Annotated in this window: 18 protein-coding genes; 12 read left to right on the top strand and 6 right to left on the bottom strand. The window is 43.8% G+C overall.

The window, feature by feature from the left end; all coding sequences use genetic code 11:
• The first annotated feature begins 131 nt into the window (after nt 1-131).
• Nucleotides 132-1,547 carry an alanine/glycine:cation symporter family protein gene (locus tag AB685_RS16180; RefSeq protein ID WP_128755891.1) on the top strand — a complete coding sequence of 472 codons (1,416 nt, stop codon included), beginning with the start codon at nt 132-134 and terminating at the stop codon, nt 1,545-1,547.
• 526 nt (nt 1,548-2,073) lie between these two features.
• On the top strand, nt 2,074-3,366 hold the full coding sequence (locus AB685_RS16175) for an ATP-binding protein (protein ID WP_047971619.1): 1,293 nt from the start codon (nt 2,074-2,076) through the stop codon (nt 3,364-3,366).
• 431 nt (nt 3,367-3,797) lie between these two features.
• On the opposite strand, the gene AB685_RS16170 is transcribed toward AB685_RS16175, so the two are convergent.
• Nucleotides 3,798-5,324 (bottom strand): FAD-dependent oxidoreductase, encoded by a 1,527-nt coding sequence (locus AB685_RS16170; protein WP_047971618.1) that lies wholly within the window; start codon nt 5,322-5,324, stop codon nt 3,798-3,800.
• Nucleotides 5,325-5,494: 170 nt separating this feature from the next.
• Between AB685_RS16170 and AB685_RS16165 the strand changes: the two genes are divergently transcribed.
• Complete coding sequence (locus AB685_RS16165) at nt 5,495-6,796, top strand: DEAD/DEAH box helicase (protein WP_047971617.1); 1,302 nt, start codon at nt 5,495-5,497, stop codon at nt 6,794-6,796.
• 134 nt (nt 6,797-6,930) lie between these two features.
• Here AB685_RS16165 and AB685_RS16160 read toward each other — a convergent pair whose 3' ends face one another.
• Nucleotides 6,931-8,142, bottom strand: a complete 1,212-nt coding sequence (locus tag AB685_RS16160; RefSeq protein ID WP_047971616.1) for a cytochrome P450 — start codon at nt 8,140-8,142, stop codon at nt 6,931-6,933.
• A gap of 395 nt (nt 8,143-8,537) precedes the next feature.
• Here AB685_RS16160 and AB685_RS16155 point away from each other — a divergent pair, with 395 nt between their 5' ends.
• Nucleotides 8,538-9,722 carry an FxLYD domain-containing protein gene (locus tag AB685_RS16155; RefSeq protein WP_128755885.1) on the top strand — a complete coding sequence of 395 codons (1,185 nt, stop codon included), beginning with the start codon at nt 8,538-8,540 and terminating at the stop codon, nt 9,720-9,722.
• A gap of 40 nt (nt 9,723-9,762) precedes the next feature.
• Complete coding sequence (locus AB685_RS16150; protein ID WP_047971614.1) at nt 9,763-10,893, top strand: trypsin-like peptidase domain-containing protein; 1,131 nt, start codon at nt 9,763-9,765, stop codon at nt 10,891-10,893.
• A gap of 123 nt (nt 10,894-11,016) precedes the next feature.
• Here the strand turns inward: AB685_RS16150 and AB685_RS16145 are convergent, their stop codons facing one another.
• Complete coding sequence (locus AB685_RS16145) at nt 11,017-11,421, bottom strand: C40 family peptidase (RefSeq protein ID WP_053073845.1); 405 nt, start codon at nt 11,419-11,421, stop codon at nt 11,017-11,019.
• Nucleotides 11,422-11,523: 102 nt separating this feature from the next.
• Here AB685_RS16145 and AB685_RS16140 point away from each other — a divergent pair, with 102 nt between their 5' ends.
• Nucleotides 11,524-12,288 (top strand): hypothetical protein, encoded by a 765-nt coding sequence (locus AB685_RS16140; protein WP_047971612.1) that lies wholly within the window; start codon nt 11,524-11,526, stop codon nt 12,286-12,288.
• Nucleotides 12,289-12,700: 412 nt separating this feature from the next.
• Here AB685_RS16140 and AB685_RS16135 read toward each other — a convergent pair whose 3' ends face one another.
• Nucleotides 12,701-13,429 (bottom strand): tryptophan-rich sensory protein, encoded by a 729-nt coding sequence (locus AB685_RS16135; RefSeq protein WP_047971611.1) that lies wholly within the window; start codon nt 13,427-13,429, stop codon nt 12,701-12,703.
• A 186-nt stretch (nt 13,430-13,615) separates the two neighbouring features.
• On the opposite strand from AB685_RS16135, the gene AB685_RS16130 reads away from it, so the two are divergent.
• The 3 genes from AB685_RS16130 (at nt 13,616) to AB685_RS16120 (ending at nt 17,199) form a co-directional block, all read left to right on the top strand.
• Nucleotides 13,616-14,944 carry a polysaccharide biosynthesis protein gene (locus tag AB685_RS16130; RefSeq protein WP_047971610.1) on the top strand — a complete coding sequence of 443 codons (1,329 nt, stop codon included), beginning with the start codon at nt 13,616-13,618 and terminating at the stop codon, nt 14,942-14,944.
• Nucleotides 14,945-15,116: 172 nt separating this feature from the next.
• The gene (locus AB685_RS16125; RefSeq protein ID WP_047971609.1) at nt 15,117-15,971 is read left to right on the top strand and encodes a YitT family protein; all 855 of its coding nucleotides are present in this window, start codon (nt 15,117-15,119) and stop codon (nt 15,969-15,971) included.
• Between the two features lie 136 nt (nt 15,972-16,107).
• Nucleotides 16,108-17,199, top strand: a complete 1,092-nt coding sequence (locus AB685_RS16120; protein WP_053073844.1) for a nitric oxide synthase oxygenase — start codon at nt 16,108-16,110, stop codon at nt 17,197-17,199.
• Nucleotides 17,200-17,349: 150 nt separating this feature from the next.
• Here AB685_RS16120 and mreBH read toward each other — a convergent pair whose 3' ends face one another.
• Nucleotides 17,350-18,357, bottom strand: coding sequence for a rod-share determining protein MreBH (mreBH, locus tag AB685_RS16115; RefSeq protein WP_047971607.1), 1,008 nt, complete (start codon nt 18,355-18,357; stop codon nt 17,350-17,352).
• 213 nt (nt 18,358-18,570) lie between these two features.
• Here mreBH and AB685_RS16110 point away from each other — a divergent pair, with 213 nt between their 5' ends.
• From AB685_RS16110 to AB685_RS16100, 3 genes are all read left to right on the top strand, one after another.
• Nucleotides 18,571-19,143 carry a hypothetical protein gene (locus AB685_RS16110; RefSeq protein ID WP_047971606.1) on the top strand — a complete coding sequence of 191 codons (573 nt, stop codon included), beginning with the start codon at nt 18,571-18,573 and terminating at the stop codon, nt 19,141-19,143.
• 338 nt (nt 19,144-19,481) lie between these two features.
• A complete protein-coding gene (locus AB685_RS16105; protein WP_047971605.1) occupies nt 19,482-19,799 on the top strand; it encodes a hypothetical protein in 318 nt (105 codons plus the stop codon).
• Nucleotides 19,800-19,982: 183 nt separating this feature from the next.
• Complete coding sequence (locus tag AB685_RS16100; RefSeq protein ID WP_241773317.1) at nt 19,983-20,432, top strand: NUDIX domain-containing protein; 450 nt, start codon at nt 19,983-19,985, stop codon at nt 20,430-20,432.
• 141 nt (nt 20,433-20,573) lie between these two features.
• On the opposite strand, the gene AB685_RS16095 is transcribed toward AB685_RS16100, so the two are convergent.
• Nucleotides 20,574-21,869 carry an NCS2 family permease gene (locus AB685_RS16095; RefSeq protein ID WP_047971604.1) on the bottom strand — a complete coding sequence of 432 codons (1,296 nt, stop codon included), beginning with the start codon at nt 21,867-21,869 and terminating at the stop codon, nt 20,574-20,576.
• Between the last annotated feature and the right edge of the window lie 130 nt (nt 21,870-21,999).

The raw sequence follows: 21,999 nt of genomic DNA, 5'->3' as shown, positions 1-21,999 counted from the left end.
CGAATATGATTTATAATCTGTACAGAATGAAAATTCTAAATATTACAAACAAGTTAAAGGGGGATTATAATTTGGATGCATTTTTACAAGATCCGATTGGCGGCTTAGTAAGTCTTCTATGGAGTACACCTATGATAGTCTTCTGTCTAGGAGTCGGATTGTTATTTACCGTTTTGACAAAATTTGTACAAGTAAGACTTATTGGGGATATGGTTAAGCAAATTTTCTCCGGAAAATCGTCTAGTGCTGGTGTTTCTTCGTTCCAAGCGTTAGCAATTTCCTTATCAGGCCGTGTAGGTACTGGTAATATCGCTGGTACGGCCACAGCAATTGCAATGGGAGGACCGGGAGCAGTATTTTGGATGTGGATGATCGCATTCATCGGATCTGCCAGTGCATTCATCGAATCCACGCTTGCTCAAGTGTACAAAACGAAGCAGGACGGGGAATATCGTGGGGGACCAGCCTATTACATAGAAAAAGGTATCGGCTGGAGATGGTATGGAATTATTTTCGCATTCGCAGCACTTCTTGCGATGAGTTTATTGATGCCGGGGTTACAAGCAAATGCGATTGGAGAAGGATTGAACAATGCATTTGGTATTAATAAACATGTTATTGCTGTAGTACTTGTTGTTGTAATTGGACTTATCATTTTTGGTGGAGTGAAACGTATTGCATCGGTTGCACAGTTTGTGGTTCCTTTCATGGCCATCGCCTATATGTTAGTGGCATTTCTTATAATTGCAATGAATTTTACAGAATTACCGGCTGTATTCGGTTTGATTTTCAGTAGCGCCTTTGGTGCCGATTCCGCATTCGGTGGAATCATCGGTTCCGCGATTGCTTGGGGTGTAAAACGTGGAATCTTTTCGAATGAAGCTGGTCAAGGGACAGGGCCACATGCTGCTGCAGCTGCGGAAGTATCTCACCCTGCGAAACAAGGTCTTGTTCAAGCATTCTCTGTTTATATCGATACAATTCTAGTGTGTTCCGCAACAGCATTCATGATCCTTTTCACAGGAGCATTTAACGTTGTGGATCCGAACAATGAAGGTCAATTTCTTGCAAATAACCTAGGAGCTAATGTAGATGCTGGTCCTGCTTATACGCAAGCTGCCATTGAAACCGCTCTTCCTGGCTTTGGTGCAGGATTTGTAGGGATTGCGTTGTTATTCTTCGCCTTCACGACGATTATGGCATACTACTATATTGCAGAAACGAACGTAGCGTATATCATGCGAGGCAGAAGCAACAAGGTGCCGATGTTCATTCTGAAATTGGTTCTTTTGTTTGCAACGTACGTTGGGGTGGTCAGAAGTACGCAAATCGCTTGGGATCTTGGGGACATAGGACTCGGCTTGATGGTATGGCTCAACCTGATCGCACTTCTCCTCCTGGCGAAACCTGCCCTGGCAGTATTGAAAGACTATGATGAGCAAAGAAAACAGGGTCTAGACCCGACATTCAATCCTGACAAACTGGGAATCAAGAATGCGGAGTTCTGGACGGAGGAATACAAGAAAGATGATGAAAGAGCTTCTTAAAGGATAATGCAGAAAGCCCTCACCGTTTTTTTTAAAATGGCTGAGGGCTTTTTTAAAAGGCTCTTTTCTCAAAGATTGTTGCTATTCGCTTGTAAAAAGTCGGCAATTGGACTTTTTACCAAGAAAAATCGGCCTTTGGATTTTTCACAGTGTATCTACTTTCAAAATATCATGCAATCTCTCCGAATAACCAGGAAAAGAGCACGACAGCAACAGATATAACGGTCGTTGTAAAAATACGAAATAGCAACAAAGTTTACGAAAACAGCCTTTTAAAAAGAAAATATACGACTTTCCCATGGTTGTCGGCGGTTGATTTCCGTTTCTTCCAATAGACTTATAGGATAATTTTACTACTGTTTCTGTGTTTATGGGGAAATCAATCACGATATGTTGAAAAAAAGGTTTGAATGAAGCAAAACTAGTAAAATATATACACTTTCCACTCGAACGCACAAGGGTTTTCCTTAACATTGTCGAAACCATATTATATACATATTCTTGGCAAAGTTAGGAGCGGGCTTGAATGTTGGCGGAAAAGCTACTTTTACATGTATTGATCATATTGGCACCGGTACTAATCTACTATGTCGTTTCTGAGAACAGAAGATTTGGGCAATCCCCATATTTTATTGGGATCCTGCAAGGACTTTCAGCAAGCTTATGTCTGCTGTTTGCCTTTTATGATTATGGTCTATATTGGGACCTCCGCTATATACCGCTTGTATTGGCGATTCTATATGGGGGGCCGAAAGCAGGAATTATTGTACTGGCTGCCATCCTTGGGACGAGGACATATCTTGGTGGGGATGCACTGACTTTCGGTTATATTAGTGGACTTGTTGCCGCTTCTGTTCCGTTTTTATTGTTGAGACGTTTCAATAGGATCGAAACCAAGAAAAAAAGAATAGGGCTGGCCGTACTTGTGGGACTATGGCCTAATTTTGTCATGTTGGCGATACTGATAGCGTATTTGTTGACTCAGCCGCCTGGTGCAAGTGAAGGACCTAATCTTCTGCTCTATATTCTTTTGTTCGGTCTTATACAAGTGGTAGGTGTCGGCTTTGCTTCTATGCTGCACGAAGCGGTGTTGGAGCGGGAGTTGATGAAACAGGAGATACGGAGAGCTGAAAAGCTGAATACATTAGGAGAGCTTGCCGCTTCTATCGCTCATGAGGTCAGAAACCCTTTAACGGTTGTGAAGGGGTTTCTGCAGCTCATGCACAGGGACGATAAGGGGAAGAACTTTCAGTACACCGGGCTTATTCTAAGCGAGCTTGCCCGGGCTGAGTCTATAATCAATGATTACCTCAATTTTGCTAAACCGGAGTTCAAAAAGATAGAAAAAGTGGATCTTGGTGAATTACTCCATGATGTGAAAATGCTTCTGAATCCTTTGGCTATAAAGGATGGAATTCACCTGGAAAGTTATCTTGAGAAAAATGTCTTTATGGAAACTGATAAAAATCAGTTCAAACAGGCACTTGTAAATATTTTGAAGAACGCGATTGAGGCGACCCCTCAGGACGGAAGAGTGTATATCAAACTGCTCTCCAACCAAAAGACAGGAATTCAAATAGTCATCAAGGATACCGGAAAAGGGATGACAAAGGAACAGGTTTCCCGAATTGGTACGTTGTTTTATACAACGAAGGACAAGGGCACGGGGCTTGGGACGACAGTATCGATGAGGATAATCGACACGATGAATGGGAAAGTGGCTTATTCAAGTGAGCTGGGGAAGGGGACGGAAGTGAAAATTTCCTTCCCGCCTGTCAGACAGGAGGAGCAGGAGAGTGAGGCTTCCGTTGTTGGGTAACAGTAACAAAACCGCTTTATTTTTAGTTTGGTATTTCTCTGTTGCTCTCCGTTCCAGGCGCTTCGCTGTCCGCGGGCGGTCCGGGAGCCTCCTCGGCAAGCGGGGTCTCCCCTGTCCCTTCCTCCCGCAGGAGTCTGCGCGCCTTCCACTCCGATCAACAGGGTTTCTACATGTTCCAAAAGCAGAAACTCACTACTCTATATACTTTTAAAAAATTGCTATTAAAAATATTTAGAGAAACTAGTGGATTGGAGCGGAAGGCACTCGACTCCGGCGGGAGGTAGCGGTAGACTTGAGACCCCGCAACGCAGTGAGGAGGCTCAAGCACCGCCCCGCGGAAAGCGAGTGGCTGCAGCGAAAAGGAACGGTCAAACTTTATTACCAATAACAAATTCTTTTAGAAAACATCCTACTTAAAACAAAATACACCTTTAAATCTTATCCAAAGGTTTATCAGCTGGACCTTCTAGCACATCGCCGTGAATGGAGAAACGTGATCCATGGCAAGGGCAGTCCCAGCTTCTATCGCCATGATTCCACTCGACTTCACAGCCAAGATGCGTGCAAGTTGTATCGACACAGAATACTTCCCCTTTTTCATCTTTATAAGCTCCAGCACGGCGTCCGTTTACTATAACCACTCCACCTTCGTCAAGCCCAAGATCCTCAGGCTTTTTGGAAGGTCGATCTAGCTTGCCTTCAATCAAATGACCAGCCACATCCATATTGGTACTGATGAATTTCTTCAGACTAGGATCAGCGACAAAGCGGGATGGAGAAAACAATTGTTCATATTTGTTGTTCCTGCCAAGAATCAGGTCCTGTAACAGAAGTGCTGCTGCGGTTCCATTCGTCATGCCCCACTTTCGGAAGCCTGTTGCAATCAGTATGTTCGGATGACCGGAAGTGATTCGGCCAATATAAGGGACTTTATCCAATGTATAAAGATCCTGTGCCGACCAGCGATAAAGGATCTCTTTTATCCCAAGGACTTCATCCCCAAAGCTTTTCAGAGCCTCATAATGTTTTAAGGTATCTTCCCCTTGTCCAGTTTTATGGCCCTCACCGCCAATCAATGCCACTTTTTCACCATTGATGTTTACATAGCGAAGAGATCTCGAAGGCTGACCTGCGCTATAATACATGCCTTCCGGGGGTTCCTTCTCCGTTTTGGCAGCCAGTATATATGAACGCTCTGCATACATTCGCGTAAAAAAGAAACCTTTTCCATCATAAAAAGGGAAATGTGAGCCTGCAACAATGTAGTCGCATTCTATTTTCGCGCCATTTTTCGTTACAACAGCAAGACCTCGTGAGTCTTCTACATCAGTTGCCACAGTATGCTCATAGATTTCCCCGCCCTTTTCCACGATTTCCTCGACTAATACCTGCAAGTACTGCAGTGGGTGGAATTGTGCCTGGCCTTTCATTACCACGACCGACTTGGTTTCAATGGAAAAAGGAATATCATATTTCAAATCACCCTCAATGCCAAGTTTCTGATATGCCTCGAATTCTTTCAACACCTTCTGATCATCCTGCTCGGTGGAGGAATAAATGTATGCATCCTGTTCACTGAAATCACACTGAATCCGCTTTAGATCTACAAGATCTTTAATATAATGGAGCGCTTCCTGGTTGGCTTGATAATAAAGCTTTGTTTTTTCCTCTCCTAAATGCTGAATGAACTCGTCATAGATGAGGCCGTGTTGCGCCGTCACTTTTGCCGTCGTATGGCCGGTTGTGCCATTGAGGATCTGGTCGGCATCTATCAAAATCACCTTCAGTCCTTCTTGGACGAGTTGATAGGCTGTGGTAATGCCCGTAATTCCGCCTCCAACCACACATACCTGCGTCTTTTTGTTGGATTGTAATGTAGGAAAAGAACCTAGTTTTGTGGACTCTCTCCAATACGGTTCCGGCGACTTTGGAAGTTCGTTGAAATGATTTGCTTCCATGATAAAATTCCTCCTCTTTGTACGTTGCTATACATAATTTTTCCAAATTGATGTAAAACATGTATCTTTTTAACGGAAATGACAACGATATTTCTATTGGAACCTCCCATAAAAAAGGGTAGAATGGAGAATAGCGTAAAACCCCACTGAGGGTTATAAAGGAGATAATAATGTCAACTACATTTATTAATACAGTACAACCGTTCATACAGAAGATTTGGGAAAATAGTGAATTTGCTGCTGCAACACCAGTTCAGGAGCAGGCAATTCCAGTCATCCTTGAAGGGAAGGATGTTCTCGTCGAATCACCGACAGGTACAGGGAAAACGTTAGCCTACCTGCTGCCGATCATTGAGCGCATCAATCTGAACAAACAGCATCCACAAGCTTTAATTGTGGCCCCGTCCAAGGAGCTTGCCATGCAGATTCTCGAGCAGATCCAGAAATGGACAGAAGGAAGCGAGATCACTGGCGCGTCCTTCATCGGTGGAGCGAACGTCAAACGCCAACTTGAAAAACTGAAAAAACGACCGCAAATCCTTGTGGGAACACCAGGTCGTCTTCAGGAACTCATTCAACTGAAAAAAATAAAAATGCATGAAGTCACGACGATTGTCATGGATGAGGCTGATCAGTTATTTGTTCCGGAGCATAAGAAAACAATTGAAAACATCATCAAGTCCTCTATGCAGGAAAGACAGCTGTTATTGTTTTCCGCCACTTTAAAAGAGGAAACGGAAAAGCAGGCAATAGGTTTGTTGAAGGAACCGATTGTATTGAAGATTACTAAAGAAGACATGCCACCAGTGCGTGTGGAGCACCTGTACGCGGTTGTTGATCAGCGGGACAAAGCCAATGTGCTTGCCAATCTGCTTCGTCAACCTGGAATCAAGGCGTTAGCGTTTGTCCGCGATATCGGTAACCTTGCCGTATTGACGGAAAAGCTCTTATATAAACAGCTGAACGTCGGCTCCTTGCATTCTGAATCCTCCAAGCAGGAACGCGAAAATGCGATGAAGAACTTCAGAAAAGACGAGTACCCGATCCTGCTTGCAACAGATGTGGCAGCCCGCGGTCTTGATATTAAAGAGTTGAGTCATGTTATCCACTATGACCTGCCGGAAGAAGTGGAAAACTATGTACACCGATCCGGTAGAACCGGCCGCCAAGGAGCGGAAGGTACTGTCATCTCCATTGTTAGCGAACGCGAGGAGCGTAAGCTAAAGCAGTTCGCAAAAGAGCTTGGCCTGACGCTTGAAAAACGTGTCGTGTTCGGTGGAAAACTTGTGAAGGAAGAGGACATGAAGCCTGGGAAATCCGGCGGCGGTCGCGGCAAACCTGGTGGAAAGAAGCCTGCACAGGAGCGCAGTACAAAGAGGCCAGTGGGGAAGAAGCCAGGATCTAAACCTGCGTTAAAGTCTAAAGGGAAGTCCAAAAAGCAGGGTGCGACTGGTGGATTTAAAAGGAAATAAGTGGAAGTTATAAATTAGGACCACTCCGTGTGTTGGAGTGGTTTTTTCAATTCTTCAATAATGGTGTTTGCATTTACAACCAATCGCACTAAAAAAAGCAGCCGCCACACAGCGACTGCCCCGTTCAAACACCACTACCTCACAACCCCACTAAACCTCAATGCCTCAAACCCCCGAAAAATAACATTATTTCGTCTCACCGGTTCTTCCACCAGCTCCACATCATGCAAGCGTTCGAGCAGAACCTGCAATGCCACCACCGCTTCGAGCCTAGCAAGTGGGGCACCCAAGCAAAAATGGGCACCGGAAGCGAAGGAAAGATGTTTCACATTCTCCCGGGACACATTGAATGCATCAGGATCCTTATGGACTTCAGGATCACGGTTTGCTGCTCCCAAGGCAATCATTGCTACTTGGGCTTTTTTTAATTGCTGTCCGCAAAGCTCCATGTCTTCTCCAACCCATCTTGTGGTGAGTAGAACCGGTGGGTCGTAACGAAGAATCTCTTCAACCGCATTTCCGATCAAGGAAGGGTCTGCCAATAGTTTCTTCATTTCCTCGCGATGATTGAGCAGCAAATAGTAACCGTTTGTGATAAGATTCACCGTCGTCTCATGACCTGCAATTAAGAGCAATAAGCAAGTGGCGACCATTTCGTCCTCATTCAGCTTATCGCCGGCATCAGATACAGCAATAAGTCCGCTTAACAGGTCTTCGGAAGGATTCACACGCTTTTTGCCAATGAGCTTTCGCATGTAAAGGTCCGCCTCTTGAAGATGAGGAGCCACCTCTTCTAAATCGGCCTGTGTTGTGTTGAAATCAATAAATTTCACAAACGAATGAGACCAGAGACGGAACAGTTCCCTATCTTCTTTTGGCACCCCAATCAGCTCGGTGATAACCATGACGGGCAAGGAATAGGCAAAGTCACGAATCAGTTCATGATTAGTCTGACCTTTTCTTCTATCCAACAGAAAGTTTGCCATCTCCACAATGGTCGGCCTCAGTCGCTCTGTCATTCTCGGTGTGAAGGCTTTGGTCACCAACCCTCGTAGTCTTGTATGGTTTGGAGCATCACGGAAAAGCATCATGTTCCGCGTCAAGTTGACAACAGGCATCAATGTCTCGAGTATTGCAGGCATTTCCTCCTGAGGAACAAGATTTCTCACTTCCTTTACAAATCTGGAATCCTTAAGAACTGATTCCGCTTCCTTATATCCTGTCACCAGCCACCCTTGTGCTTCAAAAAAATGAAACCACTGGAAAGGCTGTACTTCATGGGCCAGTTTAAAAATGGAGTATGGATCTTCTATAAATGCTTTTGCAAAATCTGTATGAACGCTCACCTAAATATCCCCCTAAAAATTAATTGCTTTCTCTTACCATTCGCCAAATATCGGGAGAATCCTTGAAGGAAACCCAAAATAGGAAAAACTTTCTACCTTTTTTCTCCAGAAATGCCGAGCTCATTTGACACTTATCTACTAATCTATTGTAAAATGGTGTAATAAGCTGGTTCGATTTTCAATTGTTTTTTAAAAAGGCTCTTTTCTACAAGATTGTTGCTATTCACTAGTAAAAAGTCGGCCATTGGACTTTTTATAGCTTATCTATTCTAAAATAGGCAACGACAGTAAGGAATATAACGGTTAGTTGATAAATACGAAAAGCAATTAAGTTTACGAAAATAGCCTTTAAAAATGATTTTCCAAGTGAATAAAGTGATGGAGGCCAATATAGAATGTTTTGTCACAAATGTGGAAGGAAAGTGGCATCTGATTCAAATTTCTGCTCGAATTGTGGAGGGAATTTGAAAGACGATGTGGATTATAAGGAAGATGAAATACTGGAAGGTAGAGGGAATGCGAAGAAGAATAAACGCTCTACATACATGCCCCTCCTGCCGCCAATGGTTAGTCTGGTACTAATAGCGGGGCTGGTGGGCCTTTACTATAACCATGAACATAATGTCAATGCAGAAGTGCTTGCTATCAAGATGGAAGCAGAGGAATTGGCATTGGAAGGCGAGTACGATCAGGCGAAGACTGAACTGGAAAATGCCATGCAGTTGAGGCCGGGATATCATGTTCTTAGAAACAATCTTGAAGTGGTGAAAATTGCCGAAGAGGTCAATGGGGAACTAGAGGGAGTCAAGGAGCAGATTAAAAGCAAGAAATTTGAGGACGCAGAAAAGAATCTAACCAGACTCCGAGAAAAGCTAACGAGATTGGATGGACCGATAATTCAACCGTTAAAGGAAGATGTTTCGGAAAAAGATGTCATGATTAAGGTCGGAAAAATAAATAGTGAACTTGACCAGCTCCAGACAGTGGACGAACTCTCCAGGAAGCTTGCTGTTATCTCTTCCATTCCTTCAGAGGAAGGAAAAGCGGTAAAAGAACAAATCATGAATCGGATTGTTCAGATTACGGTGGAAGATGCAGAGCAAAAGATGGAACAGAAGCAATATACGAATGCGATGACGGTGGCAGATAGAGCCTTGCAATATGCAGTAAACGACAAGCGGCTACTTTCGCTAAAGGAGAAAATAGATCAGTCCCGTCAGGAGTTTGAGCAAGCAGAGTTTGATAGAATTGAGAAGGCCATGGAGGCAGCGGCAAAAGAGGATCTGAAAAACAAGAACGCCGCACTTGAGGTAGTCGAATTTAAAGTGGATGAGGACGAAGTGGGAGGCATGGCCCTTACAGGGGAAGTGAAAAATGTCGTGTCTGCTAGCGTTTCTTCCATCACCGTCTACTATAATATTTTAAGCAAGGACAAAAATGTATTGGATACCGGCTTTACCACCGTCTACCCATTCAAGCTGGAGCCAGGCAAAAAAGGAAAGTTTGAAGATTATTATTATGGTGTGTTTGAAGATGTGACAGTTGAAATTGAGAATATCACATGGGTTGTGGAAGAATAACTCTTCCTGAAAGTCATCGGAATATAAAGAAGGTGTAGGAATGAATGTGAGATGGTTTTTAAGTATCATTATGACCATTATTTTGATAAGCGGAGGGCTCCTCGGTTATTTTCATATAAAAAATACCGTACCCGCCCAGTTGACGGCACCATCGAAGCTTTATTTGGAGTCGGAAGTGAAAGAACAGGAAAATGTTCCCCAAGCATTAAAGGAGATCATCTTTGAATCTCAAAAGTTGGTAGTGAAAATCGAGTTGCCAGACGGCTCGTTTGGCTCTGGATTTCTATACAACGACAAAGGCGATGTTGTAACCAATGCCCATGTCGTTGCAAATGCAAAAGAAGTGAAAGTAACCTCAGCAGATTCGAAGGAATTGACAGGGGAAGTAATCGGGATCAGCATTGATACCGATGTGGCAGTTGTTCGTGTGCCAGAGCTTGAAGGAACAAAGCCATTCAAAATTGCTGATAGTAGAAAAGCGGAACTCGGGGACGATGTTATTGCGCTCGGAAGTCCATTGGGCCTGCAAAATACCGTCACCACCGGAATTATCAGCGGTACCGGTCGGGAATTTGAAATCGACTCCTTCAAATACGAGGATGTCTTCCAGATCTCGGCACCAATTGCTCCTGGTAACAGTGGTGGACCTCTGATTGATACGAAAACAGGGGAAGTGGTCGGCATCAATTCCGCGACCATGGATCAAGGGGTCATCGGGTTCAGTATCCCGTTAGTGAATGTGATGCCGTTGATAAAGAGCTGGTCGGAGTCACCTATGGAGTCCCTACCTAGAATCGGAGCAAACACGACCGGAAACAGTGCCGGAGAAACGTCAACAAACGTCGACATTGCCGATTACCTCGTAAACTATTTTTACGATAGCATCAATTACCGTGACTATGTAACCGCCTATTCGTTGCTAGGCAGCAGCTGGCAATCCAAAACTAGCTATGATGACTTCCGTGCCGGTTATTTGGATTTCCTTACGATTGAAGTCGACGACCTGCTGACAAAGCAGAACGGAAACAATGTAGAAGTCATCACCGTCATTACAGCCCAGGAACGCTCAGAAAAGGGCGTTTCCTATAAGAAGTTCAAGGTGACCTTTGAGCTTGGACTGGAAAACGACCAGATGAAAATTCTATCCGAGAAACGGAAGAGTATGGAATAAACAAACAAGCAATTCAGTTCATAAGAAAAAGGGGCCTTGCACTTCATATTGTGCAAGGCTCCTTTTCATTTGGAACCTGGGAAAAGAAGTGTACGAACTTAATCAACCATGTTTGGCTACCTGCTAGGCAAGGACTCGCCTTGCCCCGACAATCTTTGTTTTCCAATAGGGGTGAAGGGGGGCAATTGCCACTTTCTTTTCTACCCTCGATGTGTGTAAGATAGAATTATTCCCAATAAAGATGGCAACATGCCCGATTCTTTTATTGCCTTTTAATTTTCCACGTTTTGGAGTGGTGAAGAAAAGAAGATCCCCTCGTCTGACAGATGCAAGGGGGATCGGATCTCCCACCTGAAATTGTTGCCGGGAGGTTCTGGGCAAGGAAATGCCATGAGTTGCATATACATATTGGACAAACGAACTGCAATCGAATCGGTCCACTCGACCCGATTCAGCACCGTACACATAAGGAGTACTAATGAAAGCCTCACCGGTTTTGATAATCTGCTTTGCTTTTTTTATCGACATAATAGTTGCACCATCTTTCCGTTCTACTATATTAGTAGATGAAAAATGATAGGAAGATGCTTGGACATTCTAGTGGAATTTTACAGAAAAGGAGGCATGGATATGAGTGTAAAAGATAGATTTCTGAGTTACTTGGAAGTAGAGGAGAAAGAGCCGACTCTGGTGTTTCTTAACGAGCTGATAGCTGCCCACCAAATGAAAGTGAGGTGGGAAACGTGGACGAAGTTTCTGGATTTTGAGGAAAGGCGGAAAGAGGACTATTATCTTCCGACTATGGAAGAGTATGTGGATAGGGTGATTAGCACAGGAACAGGGGGAACTTGTTGGACTTTGGCGATTGGCTTTCACTATTTATTGGCGGAGCTGGCCTTCAAGGTCGATTACCTGTATATGACACCTGGACATCTTTGCCTGCAAGTAGAACTAGATCAGCCTTACTATGTGGATGTGGGATACTGTGCCCCGTTTTTCCAGGCGTTTCCGTTACATTCCTCCTTTGTCGTGGAGACGGACATGGAGACCTTCAGCTATCAAGTGAACGGGGATGAGGCATTGGTGGAGCGGAATCCGGGTCCGACGAAATCATTGGGGTTGAAGCCTGTTTCATTTGAGGATATGGTCGGACCGTTGCTTGATTCCCATAATTGGGAGGAGGGCTTTGCGTTTCACACCTTAAGAATGTTCGGCTATATTGACGGTGTTCCGTATCAGTTGAGGGAGAATGCGATCAGACGATTCAAGGACCAATCTTTCATGGAAGAGGAACTGACTGATGAGGAGATGCGTTTTTGGATTGAAGAGAAGTTTGGTGCGGATTATGGGGTGTATGAGCGGGCGAAGGAAATTTATTGGATGAGGAAGGGCTAGGAACCTGTAGGTGGGTTTCTAGCTTTTAATTTTTGGGTATATCTCGCGGTTATCGGAGTAGTGGAGGGAATAATGCTTGTTGTGGGGGGAATATCCTAAAATGTGGCGGGAATAACTGTCCGTATGGAGGGATTATATCCATGAGTGGGGGGATGAAAATCGCTGTGGAGAGATTAACTCGCTTTATGGGGGAATTACCTTCTGCAGTGGGGGAAAGGAAGGTTTATAGTAAGGAGAAAACTGATTTTAATGGGGGGATTGAAAGGAAGCAATGAAGCAAGGTGCTCTAGTATGCCGAAATCCTATCATTTTTTGGGAAAATGGCTTTACCTTGCACTATAAGGTAACCGAACCGGCCACAAAAAGAACCTTAGGTTGCATCACCCAAGGCTCGTACTTTTATCATTTTAACCTACTCTTTCTTTCCAACCTTCCCTCCAAGCAATGTCATCACCAAAATCAGGGCTGCCAGCGCATACGCAACATACGCCACATTGCTGTAATCGGCCATATTCTTCACACCGATTCCAATAAAAGCCCAAACAAACACAAGCGGGTAGATCCAGTCATCCTGAGATATCCGGAACCAGACAGCCAACATCGTCGCCACGACCAGCATGATCACCGTCCACGTCACATCCGAAAGCCCAAAGCCATCCCACCCTTTTTCCACCAGCACATAACTGATATTGGCGATGGTCGCAACGCTAATCCATCCCAGGTAAATCGAAAAGGTGGCAAAGTCCAGTTTGCCTGGATTCGATTCACGCATTTTCAGATATAATGCAATAAGCGTCAGCAACAAGCTGATCATCACGACAACCGTTGTTACCCAGAAACCGTAATGCCACAACACAACCCAAGCACTGTTCAACAAGCAGCTTAAGACAAAAAGTCCGCTCGTATTCACATAGATGGGCAGACCTCTGCGCGATTTAGGGAACTGGCGGATGATCCAGATGCCAAGCAGCAGATAGATCAGACTCCAAATGGAAAATACATAGCCTGCTGGCTGAAAAAGAACGGTGATACGGTTTGCAATGTCGCCTGTGGTCAGACCGTTGAGCGGCAGGGCATTGGCCAAGTAATTCACTATTAAAACCAGTATGAATGCAGCGATATTAAGTGAAAGTCTCCACATAAGAATCAGCTCCTCTCTTTCCTTACTAATACTATTCCTTTCAACGTGCGGACATAACCATCCCGGTGTGCAATAACTAGAGATTAAGTAAAAGTGCTCACAAGATTCCAGCCATATTTTCACACCTTGTCTCATAAAATAGGAAATGGATTCCGACGAGAGGTTGAGAGAGGGGAAAAACAGGAAATGAATAAATTTTTTAAAGGGACATTACTCCTGGCAGTCGCTGCCTTTTTAGGAGAGAGCATAGAATTTATAGTGAACATGATACTGGCTAAAAACCTCGGGGAAGAAGGTATGGGGCTGTATATGTCTGTTCTTCCGGTGATTTTTTTGGTGGTGGTAATCTCGAGTTTGGAGCTGCCGATTTCGATTTCAAAATTCGTAGCCGCTAAGGAGGAGAAGTACCACCAAAGCATGTTGCACCATGCCATGAGACTAGCTGTTGTTTTTACAATCATGGTCCTGATAATTGCGGCTCTCACTCTGCCGTTAATTCCGGTGTTCCAGCATTATCACCCGCTTGTGAAATGGCTTGTGCTGATTATGATTCCGGTAATCTCTTTTTCCTCCATAGCCAGGGGATATTTTATGGGTCTGCAGCACATGGGGAAAATAGCCATCTCCAACTTTCTAAGGAAAGTGGTGCAATTGGGTTTGCTAGTAGTTGTGTACCACTTCTTTCATTTTTCGTTAGAAGTTTCCATTCTGATTGCCATCAGTACGTTAATAGGAACAGAACTGATTGTCTGCTTGTATCTTCTCTATATGTACAGGCTTCAATATATTGAACTGAAAACGAAGGCAGCCGCTCGCATAGATGGGAGAACGGTAAGAAAAAACCTGCTGGAGGTGTCGATTCCGACGACTGGTATGCGTCTATTTCACGCCGTGACAAATGCGATTCAACCATTCTTGATAAAAATAGCCCTTGTGAAAGCGGGGCTAAGTCACACTATTGCGCTTGAAGAATTTGGCCTGCTTGCCGGAGTCGCCCTTTCCATCGGATTCTTCCCAGGGTTTATCGCCCATTCCCTATTGATTGTGCTGATTCCAACGGTATCTGAGGCACATGTAAATCATGATTATACAAAAATGCAGAAGTTGTTGAAGCAAGTAATGATTATCACCTTCATCTATGGAATTCCTGTAGTCATGGTGTTCTATCACTTTGCGATCCCGCTTACCAACATCTTTTTTGAAAATTCCCATGCAGCGTCCTATGTGCAGCTGTTATGGCCATTTTTCCTATTTCACTTATTTGTTGCCCCGTTACAGGCTTACCTAATAGGACTGGGCTTAATTAAAGATGCCTTCTTGCATTCGATCTGGTCGACAAGCATATCATTCCTGCTGATGTTCATACTGGGGTCGCTTCCAAACCTGCAGATGAACGGCGTCATTTTGGGGATGAACACAGGAATGGTACTGCTCACCTTAATGCACTATTTTACCGTCTGCAATAAGATTAATGTCACTCTTTGGCTGAAACAGACCAATTCCAAGGCTGCCTAATAGTTTTCCAGACAAGAACTTTTTAAACGAACGTTTGTTGCACGTGAAAAACCAATCCGCGTTTAATTAATCCGCTTTCAATTGTGCAACTTCTTGCTTATGTGTTTACATGCCCGGTCAAGGTCTTTATAATCCCAAATAGACTGAAAAAATTAGAGGGAGGCTGACCGGTATGAACAAACATTTGAAAACACTTTTATTCTTGCACGTAGGTCCTCTTTTTGTTGCGATACATGTACACTTTTTCCTCTCACCTAATAGCTTGGCGACAGGGGGAGTCAGTGGACTTTCCATAATATTGAATGATGTTTTTCCGATGCTATCCATTGGTGTGTTAATGCTTTTGGTTAATATAGCTTTATTTTTTGTGGGATTTTTGCTTCTTGGTTTCGGGTTTGGAGCGAAAACAATCTATGCGAGTGTCATGCTTTCGGTGATGGTATGGCTGTTGGAGGCCTATTTCCCGATAAGCGGACCAATCAGTGAGGACATCCTGATCCAGTTGATTATCGGACAATGTATTGCGGCCCTTGGAATTGCGCTTGTATTCAATCAACGCGCTTCAACAGGCGGTACGGATATTATTGCCTTAATATTAAATAAATACTTTTCGGTGGATATGGGCCGTGGAGTACTGATGGCAGACATCTTCATTGCTCTATCATCCATCCTTGTATTCGGACCGGAAGTTGGTATGTATGCAGTGTTCGGTGTTATTTTAAACGGACTGGTTATTGACTACGTTCTTCAGCAGGTAAACGAAATGCGTGAAGTAGTCATCATCAGCAGTGAAAGCGATCAAATTCGTTCCTATATAGTTGGGCAATTGGGGCGTGGAGCAACCCTTCACTATGCAAAAGGGGCATTTACCTCTGATGAAAAAGAGGTTATCACGACCATCTTGAACAAGAAGGATTTCTCCAAATTGAAAAAATTCATCGGTACAACGGACGATCAGGCGTTCATCACCGTCCACAATATGAAAGAGATATTAGGTCAGAACTTCAAACAATTGGTGACAAAATGAGCTTTAGGGACAGATCCCTCGACCCAGAATTAGGTGGAGGGACCTGTCTCTATTTAAATTCCAATACTCAAAAGTTTCTTTTCCTAACTGAAAAAGTTTACAATGAGTAGAGGGAAATTTATTTGAGGTGGATATATTGTTAGAAACAAAGGAAACTCTTTTAAATAAAGCAGAGGAATTCATTCTGCAGTGCTATCAGGAACTAGGGAAGCCGGAGGACGATATGTCTGTAAGGCTGCTGACAATAAAAGATGAAATAAACCTTTACGGATATTACGAGCATACATATGAGGAACTGGCCCATGGAGCGAAAATGGCCTGGCGAAACAGTAACCGTTGCATAGGAAGGCTTTTCTGGAATTCACTACATGTGATAGATCGCCGTGACTTGCACACGGAGGAGGACATTGCTGCGGCGTTGACACATCACATTGATTTCGCCACCAACCATGGAAAAATAAAGCCTACCATTACTGTCTTTCGCCAGCAAAAAGAGGCGGGGAATCAACTGCGTATCTGGAACCATCAACTTCTTCGTTATGCAGGGTATGAGACGGAGTATGGAATCATCGGAGATCCTGCATCCATTGATTTGACGAGGAAATGTGAGGAGCTTGGATGGGAAGGTGCACGCACGCATTTTGATATTCTGCCATTAGTGGTGCAACTGGATGGAGCGGAGCCGAAATGGTTTCCTATTCCAGAGGAGATCGTTCTGGAGGTTACGGTAGTGCACCCTGATTTACCCGCGTTCAGTGACCTCGGGTTGAAATGGTATGGCACCCCGTTAATTTCAGATATGCGATTGGAGGTAGGGGGAATCCACTATACAGCCGCACCGTTCAACGGCTGGTATATGGAGACGGAGATTGGTGCGAGAAATTTTGCCGATACCGACAGATACAACATGCTTCCGAAAGTGGCTTCCATCATGGGACTGGACACAAGTACAAACGCAACGATGTGGAAGGATAAGGCGCTGATTGAATTGAATCTCGCGGTGGTTCACTCTTTCAAGGAAAAGGGAGTCAGCATTGTCGACCACCATACTGCAGCGATGCAATTCAAGCACTTCGAGGAGCGCGAAGCGGAAAGTTGCCGCCATGTGACGGGCGAATGGGCCTGGTTGATTCCGCCGGTGTCCCCGGCTGCCACACATATATTCCATAAGTCTTATGAAAATAAGATTGTGTTGCCGAATTATTTTTATCAGGATCGATTGTTTTGAAATTTGGATTTGGAGGTCTCTTCCCGTGGATGTATGGGGAGGGGCTTTTTTTCTTTTAAAGAAAGGGAAGTACCTTCTTTAAAGTGTATGCGGATTTAAAAAACCGGGCACCCATCAGGAGCCCGGTTTCCTCTCAATATAAACTTAAACTCAAGTCGCAGCCTTCTGCAACTTATGAATTACTGATAAAGATTTACCTGTGCCGATTGCAACAGACTCTAATGGGTTTGGAGCAACATAAACAGGAACAACGATTTCGTTGCTTAGCCATTCTTGCATGCCGTTCATGAGTGCGCCTCCACCAGTGATGATAACCCCTCTGTCCACGATGTCCCCACTTAGTTCCGGTGGGCAATCTTCGAGTGTTGCACGGATTGCTTCTAGAATGTGAAGAAGAGATTCCTTGATTGCTTTTTGAATTTCGGTAGAATGTAATTCAATGGTTTTCGGCAATCCTGTTACAAGGTCACGTCCGCGGATTTCCATGGTAAGGTCTTCATGCTCCACCAATGCGTAGCCTATTGTCATTTTGACCTGCTCGGCTGTACGCTCACCGATCAACAGGTTGTAGTTTTTTCGTACGTAATGCACGATATCGTCATCGAATTGGTCTCCACCTACACGGATAGAGTTACAAGAAACAACGCCACCGTAAGAGATGATGGCAACCTCTGTTGTACCGCCACCGATGTCCACTACTACGTTTGCCACAGGCTCGTCTACCGGAAGATCTGCTCCGATTGCAGCTGCTACAGGTTCTTCAATCAGGTGTACGTGCTTTGCGCCACAATTTTTAACGGCATCGTGTATCGCACGACGCTCAACAGATGTGGAACCTGATGGAGTACAAACTACCACACTTGGTTTACGGATGGAGAAGCCCATCGTTTTGCTCGCTTTTTTCATGATTTGTTTTAACATGCTTGTCGTGATGTCGAAATCTGCGATAACGCCATCCTTCAATGGTCGAACGGCCACGATTCTTCCCGGTGTCTTACCGATCATGTTTTTGGCTTCTGTACCAACAGCAAGCACGGCCTTTGTTTCTAAATCAATTGCTACAACGGACGGTTCATTGAACACAATCCCTTTACTTTTACTATAAACCAGCGTATTTGCTGTTCCTAAGTCGATCCCAATTTCAGTTGTTGAAAACATAGTCAATTCACCCAATCATTTAGTTAGTTAGTTTAGGTCTCTTATATACGTTCTAAGAAGAATGTCGTTTTGTGGGGGTAAAAATACAAGAATAATATGGTAATATAAATACAGGTGACAGGGGAGCCTTCTTAACTATTTATCTAATTTCAATAGATGGATTTTATTGGATAGTTATGTTATATTCTAGAAAAAAACGGGGAATCACAGCCTATGAATATATGGAATAATGAAAAAGAACTAGAAGAATCGGAAGAAGAAAGTTTTTGGGAATTCAACACAAAAACGGTCACTTTTTTCTTATGCATGCTGACCTTAATTGTGGGAGTCATTACCGGTCTAAGTTTCTATGATGGAATGCATGTGAAAAAGCACGAGAGGGTGGCGGCCTATATTCATGAAATGAATGAGCTTCTTCGAAAAAGTGAGCAATACTCTGATTCGATAATAGATAGCTTGGAAAAGGGGAGAGCTTCTTCATTTACTTTAGAGGATGAGCAGGAATTGCGTGCCATTATGACTGCTGCTAGTCAATTGAAAACTCCTTCAGGTTGGGAGGGGCATAAAGAAGCAGCCGCCGATCTTATATCCGCGAGGTATATGTTCTTTTATCACTATTTTCACGGTTTGGGAATGGAGGAGAAAGAACTGGCAGATGCTTCGGCAAGACTAGAAATATTGGAAAATAAAGAAAAAGAAGTGCTACTATCTTCTTTTGAGTCATCCGGAATTCCTTATCGGGAAACAGAAGAGGGCAAAATTACTTTTTCTATTAAAACCTACTAAAAACCTGAACTTCTCTTGTGATTGTCTAGAGAAATTCAGGTTTCTTTTAATTCCGAGTAGATGACAAGGCACCATGTTATCTTGAATTAAAACTAATAATGTGTTCTTGAATGTGCTCAATTGAAAGATGAATTTGTTTTATAGGGGAGAAGTGCGGGTATTACAACACTATAAATATAAGGAGGCGATAGTATGGGGAAACTATTTCGAAGAGTGTTCATTGCCGTGTTACCCATTTTGGTGAAAGAAGGCTTTAAGTATTATAAAGAAAGAAAAAACACATCCACAAGTACTAAAAGTGCATAATGGCATGTGATTTTTGATAGGAGGGAATCCTCATGGAAAGATATACTTACTATGTAACAATGGAAACCGGCCAGATACACCGGGAACCATTCGATGAACAGGTCAAGTACTATGAAGTATTGGCTTCGGAACATGAGATCCACGAGATTGAAAGGTTGTTCGAAGAGTTGCACAACACAGAATACAGCCCTGATGCCTACACAAGTCCTCTTAATGAGAAGAAAACTCAAGAGCATCGGAATAAGCAACAGTTGATATTAGACAAAATATTCGTATCCATCTATGAGTTGGGTACAGAACCAACAAAAGAGGAAATTCGCACAATGAATGGATTAAACCAGCGAGTATAAGATGCGCTGGTTTTTTTATGGGGGTAACTTGTCAGATTGGTAGCTTCTGACCACGAAATATGTACATTATGGAATATTTCATCTGGAGAAAAGACCTATTTTTATCCGGGGATGGGGCTATTCGTTGAAAGTGGAGTGCGACCGCGTTAGACTAGGTAAAAAAGTAGTGTTAGGAGTATTCCTATGATGAGTAAACAAAAACCGATAAGCATGTATCCTGCTGTGGCAGTGATCATCTTTGATGAGCAGAAAAGAATATTATTACAAAAGAGAGCGGACGTCGGCTTATGGACGATCCCTGCTGGACATGTACAACCGGGTGAGACGGTGGAGGAAGCGGCTGTGCGCGAGGTGTTTCAAGATACAGGCTTGGTTGTTAATCCATATCGCCTGATTGGAGTCTACTCCGATCCTGAGTCGCAAACGTTCGAATACCCGGATGGCCGGTTGGTGCAGTTTGTGACTTCCTATTTCGAAGCGGAAATTACAGGGGGGTCGACTTCCAAGAAGGATCCCGCGCTGATCGAGCTCGAGTACTTTGCTCCGAACAAGCTGCCGCATGACCTGTTGCCGATGCATCCGAGGTGGTTGGTTGATGCGTTCTCTGATCGCCTGGAGGCATTTGTGAGGTAAAGTGTGGAGGATGAGTGAAAGAGTCCGAAACATATAGTATTCGCCATAAATCAAAAAAATCCTTGAGGGGTCTGACCCCCTCAAGGATTTTTTTTTGACTTCTATATATCAATTAATCTCTAAAAATCATCCTTTGAATCATCAATGCACATTTGTTAGATACGTCAGGAAGAAGAGTGCCGCGATCACATATAGTGGAGCGGAGACTTCTTTTGCTTTGCCTAGTGCCAGCTTCATGAGCGGGTAGGCAATGAATCCGAATGCGATACCGTCTGCGATAGAGTAAGAGAATGGAATCATTACAATTACAAGAAACGCAGGGAATCCTTCAGAAAGGTCTTGGAAGTCAATCTGCTTCACAGATTGAAGCATCAATACACCAATGATAATCAAGATTGGCGCAATCGCACTGCCAGGAATTATTTTAATGAAGGGAATCGCAAATATGGAAAGCAAAAATAGGCTTCCTGTCGTTATTGCTGTTACACCGGTTCTTCCGCCAGCGGCAATACCTGCTGCCGTTTCCACTGTTGAAACGGTAGGGCTGGTACCGAACAGTCCACTCGTTAAAATGGAGATTCCGTTTGCCTGGAAGGAACGCTTGAACTTTTCAGGACGGTTGATCATTCCTAGGTGGCCGTTAATCAGCCCGATGTTCTCAAATAGGAGAACCATCGTTAAAGAGAAGACAGCCACTAAAAATGTGAACTCTCCAATCTTTGCAAATGAAACGGCACCAAATAAGGAAAGATAGCTATCCAATGGTAAAGCACTTCCACCAACATCGGAGAAGTTTACCACTCCCAAAGCAGCCGCGATAACTGTACCAGCAATGATACTGATTAAAAAGTTGGCTGGGACATTTCGCATAAACAGAACGATGGCAATAATCACAGTAAGAATCGTGCCTATCACAAAAGGACTTGAAACATCTCCCAGTGATAACAGAGAATTTTCACCCTTTACGATAAGTCCGCCTTTTTCCAAACCGATCAGGGTCAAAAATAACCCTAAACCAACCGTAATTGCATGCTTCAGAGAACTTGGAATCGCCTCGAGTAGCACTTGTGCAAGTTTTGTAAACGAAATAATCGTCACAATTACACCAGAAACCACTACGACGCCCAATGCTTCTTGCCAGGTTAATCCCATGGAGTGAACCAACGTATAAGTAAACATCGCGTTGATTCCCATACCCGGAACGAGGATGATTGGCGCATTCGCCCAAAATCCCATCAGCCAGCAGCCCACTACACAAGTGAGGATGGTAGCAATAATTCCGGCTTCGATCGGAATACCTGCTTCTGCAAGAATCGTTGCATTAACAGCAATAATGTACACAATGGTAAAGAAAGAGATCATTCCGGCCATCATCTCACGCTTTAAAGTCGTCTCATGACCAGCCAGATCAAATAAATTCTTCATCCATTGAAGCATAAATAAAACACCTTATTCAGTTTCCCTCTCCCACCCGGCCGCACAGGACCCACAAACAAGTATTATAACGCTCAATGGCCTATCAGACAATAGAAGATTAAGGGAACACTAAAATTTAAAATAGTTGTAA

This window comes from Bacillus sp. LL01 (assembly GCF_001037965.1).
Note: the sequence above shows the minus strand (reverse complement) of the source record. Positions and strands in the feature narration are given on the sequence as shown.